The organism is Streptomyces sp. V2I9 (assembly GCF_030817475.1).
Classification (GTDB): Bacteria; Actinomycetota; Actinomycetes; order Streptomycetales; family Streptomycetaceae; genus Streptomyces.
The window spans coordinates 4,260,336-4,274,965 of record NZ_JAUSZJ010000002.1; the positions used below are offsets into that span (position 1 = coordinate 4,260,336).

13 protein-coding genes are annotated in these 14,630 nt (G+C 73.0%); 10 read left to right on the plus strand and 3 right to left on the minus strand.

Annotation, left to right across the window (positions count from 1 at the left end):
* Nucleotides 1-103 precede the first annotated feature (103 nt).
* Nucleotides 104-1,633 carry a DUF2079 domain-containing protein gene (locus tag QFZ71_RS18965; protein ID WP_307669369.1) on the plus strand — a complete coding sequence of 510 codons (1,530 nt, stop codon included), beginning with the start codon at nt 104-106 and terminating at the stop codon, nt 1,631-1,633.
* A gap of 80 nt (nt 1,634-1,713) precedes the next feature.
* Here the strand turns inward: QFZ71_RS18965 and QFZ71_RS18970 are convergent, their stop codons facing one another.
* Nucleotides 1,714-2,340, minus strand: coding sequence for an RDD family protein (locus tag QFZ71_RS18970; RefSeq protein WP_307669370.1), 627 nt, complete (start codon nt 2,338-2,340; stop codon nt 1,714-1,716).
* Nucleotides 2,341-2,560: 220 nt separating this feature from the next.
* Here QFZ71_RS18970 and QFZ71_RS18975 point away from each other — a divergent pair, with 220 nt between their 5' ends.
* From QFZ71_RS18975 to QFZ71_RS18990, 4 genes are all read left to right on the plus strand, one after another.
* A complete protein-coding gene (locus QFZ71_RS18975) occupies nt 2,561-3,442 on the plus strand; it encodes a bifunctional methylenetetrahydrofolate dehydrogenase/methenyltetrahydrofolate cyclohydrolase (RefSeq protein ID WP_307669371.1) in 882 nt (293 codons plus the stop codon).
* 25 nt (nt 3,443-3,467) lie between these two features.
* Nucleotides 3,468-4,004: a DUF3017 domain-containing protein gene (locus QFZ71_RS18980; protein WP_307669372.1), complete on the plus strand. Its 537-nt coding sequence runs from the start codon at nt 3,468-3,470 to the stop codon at nt 4,002-4,004.
* Between the two features lie 547 nt (nt 4,005-4,551).
* Nucleotides 4,552-5,643: an XRE family transcriptional regulator gene (locus QFZ71_RS18985; protein ID WP_307669373.1), complete on the plus strand. Its 1,092-nt coding sequence runs from the start codon at nt 4,552-4,554 to the stop codon at nt 5,641-5,643.
* A gap of 402 nt (nt 5,644-6,045) precedes the next feature.
* Nucleotides 6,046-7,035 carry a malate dehydrogenase gene (locus QFZ71_RS18990; RefSeq protein WP_307669374.1) on the plus strand — a complete coding sequence of 330 codons (990 nt, stop codon included), beginning with the start codon at nt 6,046-6,048 and terminating at the stop codon, nt 7,033-7,035.
* A gap of 629 nt (nt 7,036-7,664) precedes the next feature.
* Here QFZ71_RS18990 and QFZ71_RS18995 read toward each other — a convergent pair.
* Nucleotides 7,665-8,180 (minus strand): carboxymuconolactone decarboxylase family protein, encoded by a 516-nt coding sequence (locus QFZ71_RS18995; RefSeq protein WP_307669375.1) that lies wholly within the window; start codon nt 8,178-8,180, stop codon nt 7,665-7,667.
* Nucleotides 8,181-8,227: 47 nt separating this feature from the next.
* Here QFZ71_RS18995 and QFZ71_RS19000 point away from each other — a divergent pair, with 47 nt between their 5' ends.
* The 3 genes from QFZ71_RS19000 (at nt 8,228) to QFZ71_RS19010 (ending at nt 11,219) form a co-directional block, all read left to right on the plus strand.
* Nucleotides 8,228-9,628, plus strand: coding sequence for a PLP-dependent aminotransferase family protein (locus tag QFZ71_RS19000; RefSeq protein ID WP_307669376.1), 1,401 nt, complete (start codon nt 8,228-8,230; stop codon nt 9,626-9,628).
* A 122-nt stretch (nt 9,629-9,750) separates the two neighbouring features.
* Nucleotides 9,751-10,026 carry a hypothetical protein gene (locus QFZ71_RS19005; protein ID WP_307669377.1) on the plus strand — a complete coding sequence of 92 codons (276 nt, stop codon included), beginning with the start codon at nt 9,751-9,753 and terminating at the stop codon, nt 10,024-10,026.
* A gap of 5 nt (nt 10,027-10,031) precedes the next feature.
* Nucleotides 10,032-11,219, plus strand: coding sequence for a glutathionylspermidine synthase family protein (locus QFZ71_RS19010; RefSeq protein ID WP_307669378.1), 1,188 nt, complete (start codon nt 10,032-10,034; stop codon nt 11,217-11,219).
* A 74-nt stretch (nt 11,220-11,293) separates the two neighbouring features.
* Here the strand turns inward: QFZ71_RS19010 and rocD are convergent, their stop codons facing one another.
* Entirely contained in the window at nt 11,294-12,499 is a 1,206-nt protein-coding gene (gene rocD / locus QFZ71_RS19015; protein ID WP_307669379.1) for an ornithine--oxo-acid transaminase, read from the minus strand.
* Between the two features lie 235 nt (nt 12,500-12,734).
* Here rocD and trpS point away from each other — a divergent pair, with 235 nt between their 5' ends.
* Both trpS and QFZ71_RS19025 read left to right on the plus strand, forming a co-directional pair.
* Nucleotides 12,735-13,793, plus strand: coding sequence for a tryptophan--tRNA ligase (trpS, locus tag QFZ71_RS19020; RefSeq protein ID WP_307669380.1), 1,059 nt, complete (start codon nt 12,735-12,737; stop codon nt 13,791-13,793).
* A 121-nt stretch (nt 13,794-13,914) separates the two neighbouring features.
* Nucleotides 13,915-14,517: a 2'-5' RNA ligase family protein gene (locus QFZ71_RS19025; RefSeq protein ID WP_307669381.1), complete on the plus strand. Its 603-nt coding sequence runs from the start codon at nt 13,915-13,917 to the stop codon at nt 14,515-14,517.
* The last annotated feature ends 113 nt before the right edge of the window (nt 14,518-14,630 follow it).

Below are 14,630 nucleotides of genomic sequence, written 5' to 3' on the forward strand. Positions count from 1 at the left end.
CCCCGCAGCGGGGTGCGGCCGCCGCCGTCTCCGTCGTACGGGGCCCGCCCCCCGCTCTGTTCTAATGACACGGCCGTAGCAATCCCTAGCGGGGGCAGTCACCGTGCTTGAGCTGAACAAGAGTGGAACGGACCGGTCGGAGCCGGGCCGCCTGCCCGCCCAGGGGCCGGGGCCGGACAGCCGCCCGGCGGGCGACGCGCCGAGCACGGCGGAGACCGCCCCCGAGCACGTTTCGTGGCGTCCGTACCTCGTCGCCGCCGCGATCCTCTGCACGCTCTACTTCCTCTACGCGTACTTCCAGTGGGCCCGCTTCGGCTCGCCCTCCTGGGATCTCGGGATCTTCGAGCAGGAGGTGCGGGCGTACGCCGCGTTCGACGCCCCGGTCGTCGACATCAAGGGCCCCGGCTATCTGATCCTCGGCGACCACTTCTCCCCGATCGTGGCGCTGCTGGCCCCGCTGTACTGGATCTGGCCGTCCGCCGCGGCCCTGCTCCTCGCCCAGGCCGCGCTCTTCGCGCTCGGCGCGGCCGTCGTCGGCCGCACCGCCCAGCAGCTCCTCGGCGGGCGCTCCGGCCTCTGCGTCACCGTCGCGTACGGGCTCTCCTGGGGCATCCAGGAAGCGGTCAAGGCCGACTTCCACGAGATCGCCTTCGCCGTGCCGCTGCTCGCCCTCGTCTGCCGGGCCCTGCTCCTGGAGCGGTACACGGCCGCCCTGCTCTGGTCGCTCCCGCTGGTCCTGGTGAAGGAGGACCTCGGCGCGACCGTCGCCGTCGTCGGCTTCCTGCTCTTCGTGCACGGCCGCCGCCTCCAGGGCGCGTTGCTCGCCGTGTTCGGGGTCACCGCCTTCGTCGTCACGCTCACGGTCCTCATCCCGGCCGCCAGCAGCGCCGGCCGTTACGACTACTGGCAGAAGATCGACAAGAACGGCGAGCAGGACGTCTCGATGCTGGACTCCGTCCTCGGCGTCCTCAACTCCTCCGTCAAGGTCGAGATGCTGGTCTTCCTGCTCGGCATCACCGCGTTCATGGCACTGCGTTCCCCGCTGACGCTGCTGATCGTCCCCACCCTCGGCTGGCGGCTGCTCTCCCAGGACAGCAACCACTGGGGCATGGTCTGGCACTACAGCGCGATCCTCATGCCGGTGCTCTTCCTCGCGCTGGCCGACGGCGTCCGCCGCAGCCGCGACTCGCAGCGGCCCTGGCTCGCCTCGTACGCGAAGGTCGCCGTGCCCGTCGCGGCCGCGATCGCCGTCGCGATGACCCAGCACCTGCCGCTGCGCGACCTGCTGCGCCCGGAGACCTACCGCACCGACGACGTCCGCAGCCGGGCGGCGCGGGCGGCGCTCGACGCCGTCCCGGTCGGAGCGCGGGTCGAGACGGACATCACGCTGATGGCCCACCTCACCTCCGACCGCACCGTCTACTGGATCGGCGGAGCCCCCGGCACGGCGCCCGACATCGTCGCCATCAACCTGGACTTCGGCTGGTCCCGCCCGATCCAGGACCCGGTGGCGTACGCCGAACAACTGCACCCCGAGGCGCGTTACCGGCTCAAGCACCGGGGCGGCAGCTTCGTGGTGATGGAGCGGACGACGCCGGAGCCGGCGGAGATTCCGGGCGTACGGAGCGACTGACCGCGGCCTGCGGCCCGTACGCGCGAAGGCCGCCCCCGGTGAACGGGCGCGGCCTTCGTACGGTGCGGTGCTGCGGAGCGTCAGTTGGCCTTGACGACGACCGACGAGCAGACCTTGTCCGCGAACGTCTGCTTCTTCTGGTCCCACAGCGGCCACAGCCAGCCGATGTAGCAGGCGATGCTGTCCAGGAAGTGGGCCAGGCGGCGCACGAAGGCCATGCCGAAGCCGAGCGGACGGCCGTCGGCCTCGCGCAGCAGGCGGATGCCCACGGCCTTCTTGCCGATCGTCTGGCCGGTGGTGCCCTCCTGGTACAGCTGCCAGATGGTGAGACCGATCATCGCCAGGAAGCCGAGCAGGGCGAGCGTGGCACCGGCCGAGTCGCCCAGGGCGGCGCCGATGCCGGCGAAGGCGAGGTACGGGACGGAGACGATGAGCCCGTCGATGATGAGCCCGCCCGCGCGCAGGCCCCAGTGCGCCAGCTCCGGCATGCCGCCGCCGTAGCCGGGCTGCTGCGGGTAGCCGCCGCCGTACGGCTGGCCCGGCTGCTGCGGGTAACCGGGCTGCTGCTGCGGATAGCCGTAGCCCTGCGGCGGGACACCCTGCGGAGCCTGCTGGGGGTAGCCGTAACCGGGCTGTCCCTGCGGCGGGCCCTGGGGCGGCTGGCCGGGCTGCTGCCCGTACGGGTTGTTCGGGTCGCCGAAGCTCATAAGGGGTGTTCCTTCAACAGACGTGTGGGGACGAGATGGCCACACGGAGGAAGGACATCGATCGGCGGCCCGCCCCCCGTACAACCGCGACCCTCATCGTTATAAGCGGAACATATGTTTGTCCAGTCCAGGGCCCCGGACGTTGTGCAAGTGCAACGTCCGGTACGGGGCGGCACCGGCAATTGGTACGCGGGCGGGGTCATCCGCGAGGATGGGGGCCATGACTGCCCAGATTCTCGATGGCAAGGCCACCGCTGCCGCGATCAAGTCCGATCTGACCGTCCGTGTGGCGGCCCTCAAGGCCCGGGGGATCACCCCCGGCCTCGGAACCCTGCTCGTCGGGGACGACCCGGGCAGCCGGTGGTACGTCAACGGCAAGCACCGCGACTGCGCCGAGGTCGGCATCGGCTCCATCCAGCGCGAACTCCCCGACACCGCCACCCAGGAGGAGATCGAGGACGTCGTCCGGGAGCTGAACGCCAACCCCGAGTGCACCGGTTACATCGTCCAGCTGCCGCTGCCCAAGGGCATCGACACCAACCGGATCCTGGAGCTGATGGACCCGGCGAAGGACGCCGACGGACTGCACCCGATGAGCCTCGGCCGTCTCGTCCTCAACGAGACCGGCCCGCTGCCCTGCACCCCGCAGGGCGTCGTCCAGCTGCTGCGCGCGCACGGCGTGGAGATCGACGGGGCGCACGTCGTGGTCGTCGGACGCGGTGTCACCATCGGCCGGTCGATCCCGCTGCTGCTGACCCGTAGGACGGAGAACGCCACGGTCACCCAGTGCCACACCGGCACGCGGGACCTCTCCGCCCATCTTCGGCAGGCCGACATCATCGTCGCCGCCGCCGGGGTCCAGCACCTGATCAAGCCGGAGGACGTGAAGCCGGGCGCGGCCGTCCTCGACGTCGGCGTCAGCCGGGACGAGAACGGCAAGATCGTCGGGGACGTGCATCCGGGGGTCCGCGAGGTGGCCGCCTGGGTCGCCCCGAACCCCGGCGGCGTCGGCCCGATGACGCGCGCCCAGCTGCTGGTCAACGTGGTCGAGGCGGCCGAGCGCGCCGCCGCCGACGCCGTCGACACCGCCGCCGCGGGCTGACGGCCGGATCACGGAGGGGGACCCCATGGGTGCTGGTACGAGTCCGGCCGACCCCGCCCCGGCGGGCCGGGCGGCGGACGGACCGGGCGGGCAGGACGAGCCGGGCCGGCAGGACGGGCAGGACGCGGCCGGGTCCGCCGAGGAGGCGGCCGCGGGCCCCCGGCCCCGGTCTCGGCGGTTCCCCCGGTTCACGCGGGACACCGCCCGGCCCGAGGGCGGCGGCCGGGCCGCGCCCGGCGACGCGCCCGCCCCGGCCCGGCAGTGGCCGCTGCTCACCGTGCTCGGCGCGGCGGGGCTGGGCCTGCTGATCGTGGCGCTGGACCCGTTCGCGGAGGCGTTCCGCGTGGGGACCGTCCTCATCGGCTGCGCGCTGATCACCGGCGCCGTGCTGCGCTGGACGGTGCCCTCGGTCGGGATGCTGGCGGTGCGTTCCCGCTTCACCGACCTGGTCACGTACGGGCTGATGGGCACGGCGATCGTGCTGCTCGCGCTGGTCGCACAGCCCGGCCCGTGGCTGGACGTCCCGATCGTGGAGGACGTGGTCCGCTTCACGATCCGCTAGGCGGTGCCGTCACACCGCCGGGCCGCCCCGAGGCGTCGATCGTGGTGCCCGTCCCTACCCCCGAGGAGGGACGGGCACCACGACGGAAACGGGGCGACCGGGGAAGAAGCCCCGGTACACGCCGGGACGGGCTGCCGTGCCCCGTCCCGATTCCAGCGTCATGGACATGAAAGGCCGGAGCAAGCGCTCCCTGTGGCCTGTGGCACGGAAGTGACCATTCCGGCACGGTGTGATCGTTGCGCAACGATGGCAGACTGGCACGGCGCACCGACACGGCGCACGGAGCGGCACCGAGCGGCGGAGCGGTGACCGGGTGGTGACCGGCGCGGGGTTCGCGGCGCGTGGCGATACGCTCCCCTTCCCGCATGCTTCTGTGCGCCCCCTCGTCAGGAACTGACACCCTGGTTCGGCGCATCCTCGTGGGTGGTCCGCCGCCGGTCCCGGACAACCGGGCAGCGGACGGACCGGGGCCGCGCGGGCGGAGGCCGGCCGCGGCGGGGTACAGCAAGCACGTCCGGGGGGACACGAGGGGGGAAGGGAAAAGACCATGCCTCGTTGGAAGGCTCTGCCCGAAGAGCTCGATCCGCAGATCAGGGAGTTCACCAGCCAGCTGCGCCGGCTCGTCGACCGCAGCGGGCTCAACATCAACGCGGTGGCCGACAGCACCGGTTACAGCAAGACGTCCTGGGAGCGGTACCTCAACGGGCGGCTGCTCGCCCCGCGCGGGGCCGTCGTGGCCCTCGCCGAGGTGACGGACGCCCCGCAGCACCACCTCATGACCATGTGGGAGCTGGCGGAGCGGGCCTGGAGCCGGGCCGAGATGCGTCACGACATGACGATGGAGACCATCCGGATCTCGCAGGCCCGGGCCGCGCTCGACCACCACGGCACGACCGCTCCCGGTGCTCCCACGGGCGGCCGCTCCGGCCGGACCGGCCGGTCCTCCGCAGTCGGCCACCCCGCTGACGCGGCCCACCGGCCGGACGGCCGCGGGGCCGACGCCTACGGCTTCCCCGCGCCCGACGCCCACGGCGGCCACGACCCGGCGCGCCCGCCGTCCGTGCCTCAGCAGCGCGGCGGCGAGCGGGGAGCCCGCCGAGCGAGGCCGGAGGCGTCCTCCCGGAGGGGCCGGAAGGCCGCGGGCGGTGCCCGCCGCAAGGGCCCCATGCTGGTCGTCGGCGCGGTCGGCGCCCTGATCGTCGTGGTCGGCGCGGTCCTGCTCGCGCCGGGCGGCGACGACGCGGCCAAGGCCACCCCGCCCCCGTCGAAGACCCCCAGCGCGGCCGCCCCCGAGCGGCCCGTGGGCGTCGAGTGCAGCGGCGCGGACTGCGCCGGGCAGGACCCGGAAAAGATGGGCTGCGGCGGCGAGTTCGCCCGCACGGTGGCCACCGCCGTGGTCGGCGGCGGCAAGATCGAGGTCCGCTACAGCAAGGTGTGCTCCGCCGCCTGGGCCCGGCTCACCGAGGCGGCGATCGGTGACACCGTGCAGATCACCGCGGGCAAGGGCGCGCAGGACGGTGAGGTCATGGGGGACACGGACGCGTACACGCCGATGATCGCGGTGAAGAAGCCGTCCGACGCGAAGGCGTGCGCGACGCTCACCTCCGGCACGGAGGGCTGCACCGATCCGGGACGGTGACCCGCCGGGGCGGGGTCGGGCACGCCGACGTTCGTCCGTGCGGCGCCACGCGGTCCCGTAGCCACGGGGCGCGCGGCCCACGGCCTCGGTACGGGGCGCGGCCCGTACCGCCGTACGGGATGTGCGGTGCGTACCCGCGTGAGCGGCGCGTGACGGAGTGCCCGGCGCGAACGGCGCGTGCGGCGCGTAACGAGGTGCGCCGGGCCTACAGCGCGTGCGGTGCGTGACCGGTTGTGCGCGGTGCCACAGGGGGGCGGGCGGCCCGGTGCGCCCCGGTCCGATAGCCTGGCCGCCGGATATCTCTTCACGTCAAGATTCGTCGGGGCGCGGAGGGAGTCCAGCACCAGGGTCCGGCACCAGGGGCCGGGACCCCCACCGCCAGCTGTCTAAACGGAGACCGCCATGACCCGCACTCCCGTGAATGTCACCGTGACCGGCGCAGCCGGCCAGATCGGCTACGCGCTGCTCTTCCGCATCGCCTCCGGCCACCTGCTCGGCCCGGACGTGCCGGTCAACCTGCGCCTCCTGGAGATCCCGCAGGGCGTCAAGGCCGCCGAGGGCACCGCGATGGAGCTCGACGACTGCGCCTTCCCGCTGCTCAAGGGCATCGAGATCACCGACGACCCGAACGTCGGCTTCGCCGGTGCGAACGTCGCCCTCCTCGTCGGCGCCCGCCCGCGCACCAAGGGCATGGAGCGCGGCGACCTGCTCGCCGCCAACGGCGGCATCTTCAAGCCGCAGGGCAAGGCCATCAACGACAACGCCGCGGACGACATCAAGGTCCTCGTCGTCGGCAACCCGGCCAACACCAACGCGCTCATCGCGCAGGCCGCCGCCCCGGACGTACCGGCCGAGCGCTTCACCGCGATGACCCGCCTGGACCACAACCGCGCGATCTCGCAGCTGGCCGCCAAGACCGGCGCCGCCGTCTCCGACATCAAGAAGCTGACGATCTGGGGCAACCACTCGGCCACCCAGTACCCGGACATCTTCCACGCGGAGATCGCCGGCAAGAACGCGGCCGAGCTGATCGACGACGAGGCGTGGCTGGCCGACACCTTCATCCCGACCGTCGCCAAGCGCGGCGCCGCGATCATCGAGGCCCGTGGCGCGTCCTCGGCCGCCTCCGCCGCCAACGCCGCCATCGACCACGTCCACACCTGGGTCAACGGCACCGCCGCCGGCGACTGGACCTCGATGGGCATCCCGTCGGACGGCTCCTACGGCGTCCCGGAGGGCATCATCTCCTCCTTCCCGGTCACCACGAAGAACGGTACGTACGAGATCGTCCAGGGCCTGGACATCAACGAGTTCTCCCGTGCGCGCATCGACGCCTCGGCCAAGGAGCTCACCGAGGAGCGCGACGCGGTCCGCGAACTCGGCCTCATCTGATCCACCGCCTCATCCGGCCGGCCGCCGCGTCCGAGCCGTAGCCGTCATCGCCACGGCACCCGCGCACGCGGCACCCCGAGCGCCCCCGGCAGCATCCGCCGCCGGGGGCGTCTCCGTTCCCGCCGCGCACCGCGCACATCGGCTCGGTGACCGGCAGCGCCTTCCCCGTAGGCGACCACAACACCGTCACCCAGCACCAGCACACCGCCCCCGCCGCCCGGACCTGGGCCGAACTGCTGCGCGCCGTAAGGGAACTGCGCGCCGATCTCGCCCGGTCCACCGCCTCCGACACCACGGAGATACTCGACGCGGAACCGGTCTCGGTGGCGGACGAGATCGAGACGGCGGGAGCCGCCGAGCAGGGCCGGCCGGCCCTGCTCGGCGGGCCCTGGCCGCCGCCGGGGCCCTCACCGGGAGCCCGGCGTCCGGCGTCGCGGTGGCCGAGGCACCGGCCGCCCTGCCGGGAGGCCGAACGATGGCCGGGGGCGGCGGAGTGCGCGGGAACGACGAGGAGCAGCGCCGGGAGACCGGGACGACGGCCCCTTCCCCCGCCTGACCCGCGCTCTTTCGGACCCGGCTCCTTCCGCAGAGCCGGGCCGCAGGGCCACGCCGGACAGGCGCGGGAGCCGTCAGCTCGTGAAGTCGCCCGGCGTGTAGTGGCCCGGCGTCAGCCGGCCGGTGACGCCGAAGCGGTTCCAGGCGTTGATCACGGTGATCGCCGCGATCAGCTGGGCCAGCTCGGTCTCCTCGAAGTGCTCGGCGGCCTCCGCGTACACCTCGTCCGGGACGAAGCCGTCCGTGAGGACGGTGACCGCCTCGGTGAGCGCGAGCGCCGCCAGCTCCTTCCCGGTGTAGAAGTGCCGCGACTCCCGCCAGGCGCTGAGCTGGATGATCCGCTCGGCGGACTCACCCGCCGCGAGCGCGTCCTTGCTGTGCATGTCCAGGCAGAACGCGCACTGGTTGAGCTGCGAGGCCCGGATCTTCACCAGCTCCACCAGGACGGGGTCGAGCCCCTGGCGGGCGGCGATGTCCAGCCGGACCATCGCCTTGTAGACGTCGGGGAGGAGCTGGGAGACGGAGATCCGCTGCGGCTCCTCGGGGGCGAGGTCGGCCGGGGTGCGGTGGTGGGTGTGCGATGAGGTCATGAGGACGACGCTACGGCCTCGATGGCCCCCCGGTATGGTCCATCGGCATGACGGATTCCTGGGCCACTTTCGGCGCGGACCTGCATCTGGAACCGGTCGGCCGGGGGCTGCGCAGCGGGCTGATGGAGGCGCTGCGGGAAGCGGTGCGCACCGGCCGCCTGGCCCCCGGCACCCGGCTGCCGTCCTCCCGCGTGCTCGCCGCCGACCTGGGAGTCGCCCGCAACACGGTGGCCGACGCCTACGCCGAACTGGTCGCCGAGGGCTGGCTCACCGCCCGCCAGGGCTCGGGGACCCGGGTCGCCCCGCGGTCCGCGCCGCGCCGCACGGACCCGGCGGCGGTCCCCGCCCGGCCGGTACGGTCCGGGGCCTGGTACGACCTGAAGCCCGGCACCCCCGACCTGTCCGGCTTCCCCCGCACCGCCTGGTTCCGGGCCGCCCGCAAGGCGCTCACCGCCGCCCCCGACGACGCCTTCGGCTACGGTGACCCGCAGGGCCGCGTGGAACTGCGCACCGTGCTGGCCGAGTACCTGGCGCGGGCGCGCGGGGTGTACGCCGACCCGGAGCGCATCGTGGTCTGCGCCGGCTTCGCGCACGGGCTGGCGCTGCTGGGCCGGGTGCTGCGCGCGCGCCGGGTCCGGGAGGTCGCCGTCGAGTCGTACGGCCTCGACCTCCATACGAAGCTGCTCACCGACGCCGGTCTGCGCATCCCGTGCCTGCCGCTGGACGAGCACGGCTCCCGGACCGGCGAGCTGGGCGCCCTGCGCGGCGCCGGGGCGGTCCTGCTCACCCCGGCGCACCAGTTCCCCACCGGCGTACCGCTGCACCCGGACCGGCGGGCCGACGCCGTCGACTGGGCGCGGGCCACCGGCGGGCTGATCCTGGAGGACGACTACGACGGCGAGTTCCGGTACGACCGGCAGCCGGTGGGGGCGCTCCAGGGCCTCGATCCGGAACGCGTCGTCCACCTCGGCACCGCCAGCAAGTCGCTGGCGCCGGGGCTGCGGCTCGGCTGGATGGTGCTGCCCCGGAGCCTGGTGGCGGAGGTGGTGGCGGCGAAGGGCGCGGCCGACCGGACGACCGGCACCCCCGACCAGCTCACCCTCGCGGAGTTCATCGCCTCGGGGGCGTACGACCGCCATGTGCGGTCCATGCGGCTGCGCTACCGCCGCCGGCGCGACCAGCTCGTCGCGGCGCTCGCCGACCGCGCGCCGGGCGTACGGGTCGGCGGGATCGCGGCCGGACTCCACGCGGTCCTCGAACTCCCGGCGGGCTCCGAGCGTTCGGTGATCCAGGCGGCGGCCTTCCAGGGCCTGGCGCTGGAGGGGCTCGCCCGCTACCGCCACCCGGACGCCCCGGCGGGCCGCGACGCCCTGGTGATCGGCTACGGCTCACCGTCGGAGAGCGCCTGGGCGGGCGCGCTGGACGCCCTGTGCCGGGTGCTGCCGTAGGTCTCCCACCAGAACGCGGGTTTCGAGCCGGTCGTACGTCGAACTAGTCTGACAACCGGTCCGGTCGAGCCAGGAGCGCCGGGCCCGAACCATGTACCACGTACCACGGGGGAGAACCGAACATGGCCGGACGAAGGCTGAGGTCGAGCACCGTCGTGCTCGGCGGCATGGGGCTGCTCGCCCTGACGATCACGTCCTGCGGCTCGGAGCCGGACAGGCGCTGCGCCGACCGCACCACCCAGAAGACCCTGCCCAGCTCCGCATGCCGCAGCGGCGGCAGCGGTTCGTACTACTACGGCGGCAACAAGGGCGGCGACGGCAAGGTGCAGGGCGGCAGCTTCGACAAGTCCGCGGTGGACCGCGGCGGCTTCGGCTGCTCCAAGTCCGGCGGGGGCTGAGGGAGATGGAGCGCCGCACGATCGAGCCGCGCCCCGGCTGGCAGGAGACCGTCGAGTCGCAGGGGGTCGTCTACCCGCTCACCCGCTACCCGGACGATTCACTGCGCCCGTACTGGGACGAGAGCGCCTACTACGTCTTCTCGCTGCCCGAGGTCGAGGCGCTGGAGGAGGTCGTCGAGGAACTGCACACGATGTGCCTGGCCGCCGCAGCGCACATTGTCGAGCGGGACCGCTTCGCCGACCTCGGCATCACCGACCCGCGCCTGGCCGCCCTGATCACCGAGTCCTGGCGCCGCCGCGCCGAACTGCCCTCCGTGTACGGGCGGTTCGATCTGCGGTACGACGGGAGCGGCCCGGCGAAGATGCTGGAGTACAACGCCGACACCCCGACCTCGCTCGTGGAGGCGGCGAGCGCGCAGTGGTTCTGGATGGAGGACCGGTTCCCCGGCGCCGACCAGTGGAACTCCCTGCACGAGCGGCTGGTCGACGCCTGGAAGCGGCAGGCGCCCCTGCTGCCGCCCGGCCCGCTGCACTTCGTCCACTCCGACGGCGACGAGCTCGGCGAGGACCTGATGACGGTCGCGTACCTGCGCGAGACCGCCGACCAGGCCGGTCTGGAGACGCACGCGCTCTCCGTCGAGGAGATCGGCTGGGACCGGCTCTCGGGCCGGTTCGTCGACGACCGGCTGCGGTTCATCCGCAGCTGCTTCAAGCTCTACCCCTGGGAGTGGCTGGCCACGGACCGCTTCGGACCGCAGGTGCTGGACACCCTGGACAACGGCGGCGGTTCCGGCACCACCTGCTGGATCGAGCCCGCCTGGAAGATGCTCCTCTCCAACAAGGCGCTGCTGGCGGTCCTGTGGGAGCTGTATCCGGACCACCCGAACCTGCTGCCCGCCTACCTCGACGGCCCGCGCGAGCTGGCCGGACCGGACGGAGCGGGGTACGTGTCCAAGCCGCTGCTCGGCCGGGAGGGCGCCGGGGTCGATCTGCACGGACCCGGCTCCCCGCCCGTCCTGCGCGACGAGCCGTGCTGCTACCAGGAGTTGGCCCCGTTGCCCGACGTGGACGGCAACCGGGTGGTACTCGGCGCGTGGGTCGTCGAGAACGAGGCGGCCGGCCTCGGCATCCGGGAGTCGGCCGGCCCGGTCACGGACGAGTACGCCCGCTTCCTGCCCCACGTCATCCTCTGAGGCACGGGGAATCGCTCGGATACGGATACGGGTACGGGAACCGGCGACGGCGGGCCCCGTACCCGTGACCGGGGTCAGGCCCCCAGCACCGCCCGGAGCCGGTCCAGGCCCCAGTCCAGGTCCTCCTTGGAGATCACCAGCGGCGGCGCGATCCGGATCGTCGAGCCGTGGGTGTCCTTCACCAGCACGCCCCGCCCCATCAGCTTCTCCGAGATCTCCCGGCCCGTTCCCAGCGCGGGAGCGATGTCCACCCCCGCCCACAGCCCCCGGCCGCGCACCGCCTCCACCGCGCCGCCACCCGTCAACAGGCCCAGCTCCCGGTGCAGATGGTCGCCCAGCTCGGCGGCGTGCGCCTGGTACTCCCCGGTCCGCAGCATCGCGATCACCTCCAGCGCCACCGCGCAGGCCAGCGGGTTCCCCCCGAACGTCGAACCGTGCTCGCCGGGCCGGAACACGCCGAGCACGTCCGCCGACGAGACCACGGCGGAGACGGGCACCACCCCGCCGCCGAGCGCCTTGCCGAGCACGTACATGTCCGGCACCACGCCCTCGTGGTCCAGCGCGAACGTCTTCCCGGTCCGCCCCAGACCCGACTGGATCTCGTCCGCGATGAACAGCACGTTCCGCTCGCGGGTCAGCTCCCGCACGCCGGGCAGATAGCCGGCCGGCGGCACCAGCACCCCCGCCTCGCCCTGGATCGGCTCGATCAGCACCGCGACGGTGTTCTCGGTCATCGCCTCCCGCATCGCGGTGAGATCCCCGTACGGCACGATCTCGAAGCCGGGCGTGTACGGACCGAAGTCGGCCCGCGCCTCCGGATCGGTGGAGAAGCTGACGATCGTCGTCGTACGGCCGTGGAAGTTGTCCGAGGCCACGATGATCTTGGCCATGCCGTCCGGTACGCCCTTGACCCGGTAGCCCCACTTGCGGGCGGTCTTCACCGCGGTCTCCACGGCCTCCGCCCCGGTGTTCATCGGCAGCACCGTCTCCATGCCGCACAGCGCCGCCAGCTCCGTGCAGAAGTCGGCGAACCGGTCGTGGAAGAAGGCGCGGGACGTCAGCGTGACGCGGTCCAGCTGGGCCTTGGCCGCGTCGATGAGACGGCGGTTGCCGTGGCCGAAATTGAGCGCGGAGTATCCGGCGAGCATGTCGAGGTAGCGGCGGCCCTCGACGTCGGTCATCCAGGCGCCCTCGGCGGAGGCCACGACGACCGGCAGCGGGTGGTAGTTGTGCGCACTGTGGGCCTCGGCGGAGGCGATGGCGGTTTCCGTGGTCGACACGGGATCTCCGTTCGTCGTGCGGCGGGGGGCCGGGGTGGTGCCCACTGTCTATCGTCGGTCGAATCACGCGCCCGGAAACCTCTCCGGCGCGGCGCGCCCGCCGTCGTACGCGGGCGGACGGAATGTGCGGTTCGTCTCAGGCGTGCGCTCCCGTGCTCCGGGCTCCCGCGCCTGCGCGCCCGCTCCGCCCGCACCGGCTGCCGGAGATCGCCCCCGCACCTGAGACAATGGGGCCATGGCCTCCGACCTCCCCACCGACCAGCCGCAGCCGGGCCGCACCGGTGCGGCCGTCCGCCCGCGCGTGCTCTCCGGCATCCAGCCCACCGCGGGCTCGTTCCACCTCGGCAACTACCTGGGCGCGGTGCGCCAGTGGGTGGCGCTGCAGGAGAGCCACGACGCCTTCTACATGGTCGTGGACCTGCACGCGATCACGGTCCCGCAGGACCCCGCCGAGCTGCGGGCCAACACCCGGCTCGCCGTGGCGCAGCTGCTCGCGGCCGGGCTGGACCCGGACCGCTGCACGCTCTTCGTCCAGAGCCACGTGCCCGAGCACGCGCAGCTCGGCTGGGTGATGAACTGCCTCACCGGCTTCGGCGAGGCGTCGCGCATGACGCAGTTCAAGGACAAGTCCGCCAAGCAGGGCGCCGACCGGGCCACCGTCGGCCTCTTCACCTACCCGGTGCTCCAGGTCGCGGACATCCTGCTCTACCAGGCGAACCAGGTCCCGGTGGGCGAGGACCAGCGCCAGCACATCGAACTGACCCGCGACCTCGCCGACCGTTTCAACGGACGGTACGGACAGACGTTCACCGTCCCCGCGCCGTACATCCTCAAGGAGACGGCGAAGATCTTCGACCTCCAGGACCCGGCGGTGAAGATGAGCAAGTCGGCCTCCACGCCGAAGGGCCTCATCAACCTCCTCGACGACCCGAAGGTCACCGCCAAGAAGGTGAAGAGCGCGGTCACCGACACCGACACGGTGATCCGGTTCGACGCCGAGAAGAAGCCGGGCGTCTCCAACCTGCTCACCATCCTCTCCACCCTCTCGGGCAGCCCGGTCGAGGACCTGGAACGCAGGTACGAGGGCAAGGGCTACGGCGCGCTGAAGACCGACGTGGCCGAGGCCATGGTGGAATTCGTCACTCCCTTCCGGGCCCGCACCCAGGAATATCTGGACGATCCGGAGACGCTGGACTCGATCCTGGCCAAGGGAGCGGAGAAGGCCAGGGCCGTCGCCGCCGAGACGCTGGCACAGACGTACGACCGGATGGGCTTCCTGCCCGCCAAGCACTGAGTCCAAGGACCCTGGCGAGATCACGGCCGCAGGGGACACACTTGCGGCGGAACGTGCGGGCCGGACGCCCGGCCCGCACGGCATGACCGAAAAGCGACCGTCGACGATGGAGGAGAACGACGTGGGGACCGTAACGCTCGGCGTTTCGATCGCGGTCCCGGAGCCCTACGGCAGCCTGCTCCAGGAACGCCGCGCGAGCTTCGGGGACCCTGCCGCCTACGGCATTCCCACCCACGTCACCCTGCTCCCGCCGACGGAGGCGGACGCGGCGGACCTGCCGGCGATCGAGGCGCACCTCGACACGATCGCCACGGCCGGCCGCCCGTTCCCGATGCGGCTCTCCGGCACCGGCACCTTCCGCCCGCTGTCGCCGGTCGTCTTCGTCCAGGTCGTCGCGGGGGCCTCGGCCTGCTCCTGGCTCCAGAAGCGGGTGCGGGACGCGTCGGGGCCGCTGGTGCGCGAGCTCCAGTTCCCGTACCACCCGCACGTCACCGTGGCCCACGGCATCTCCGAGGAGGCCATGGACCGCGCCTACGAGGAGCTCGCCGACTACGAGGCGGCCTGGACCTGCGGTTCCTTCGCGCTGTACGAGCAGGGCCCGGACGCCGTCTGGCGCAAGCTCCGCGACTTCCCGTTCGGCGGAGGCGGCGGAGCGCCCGCCGTACCCGCCCAGGGCGGCTGCACGATCGAGGCACCGTCCTCGGCCCCGTCGCTGCGGCCCTGAGCGGCCGGCAGGACTCTTTCCCGGAGCCCGGAGCCCGGAGCCCGGAGCCCGGACCGTGCCCGGCGGCCCGGACCGTGCCCGGCGGCCCGCGTCGGCGGGCTGCTCGGGCCGGT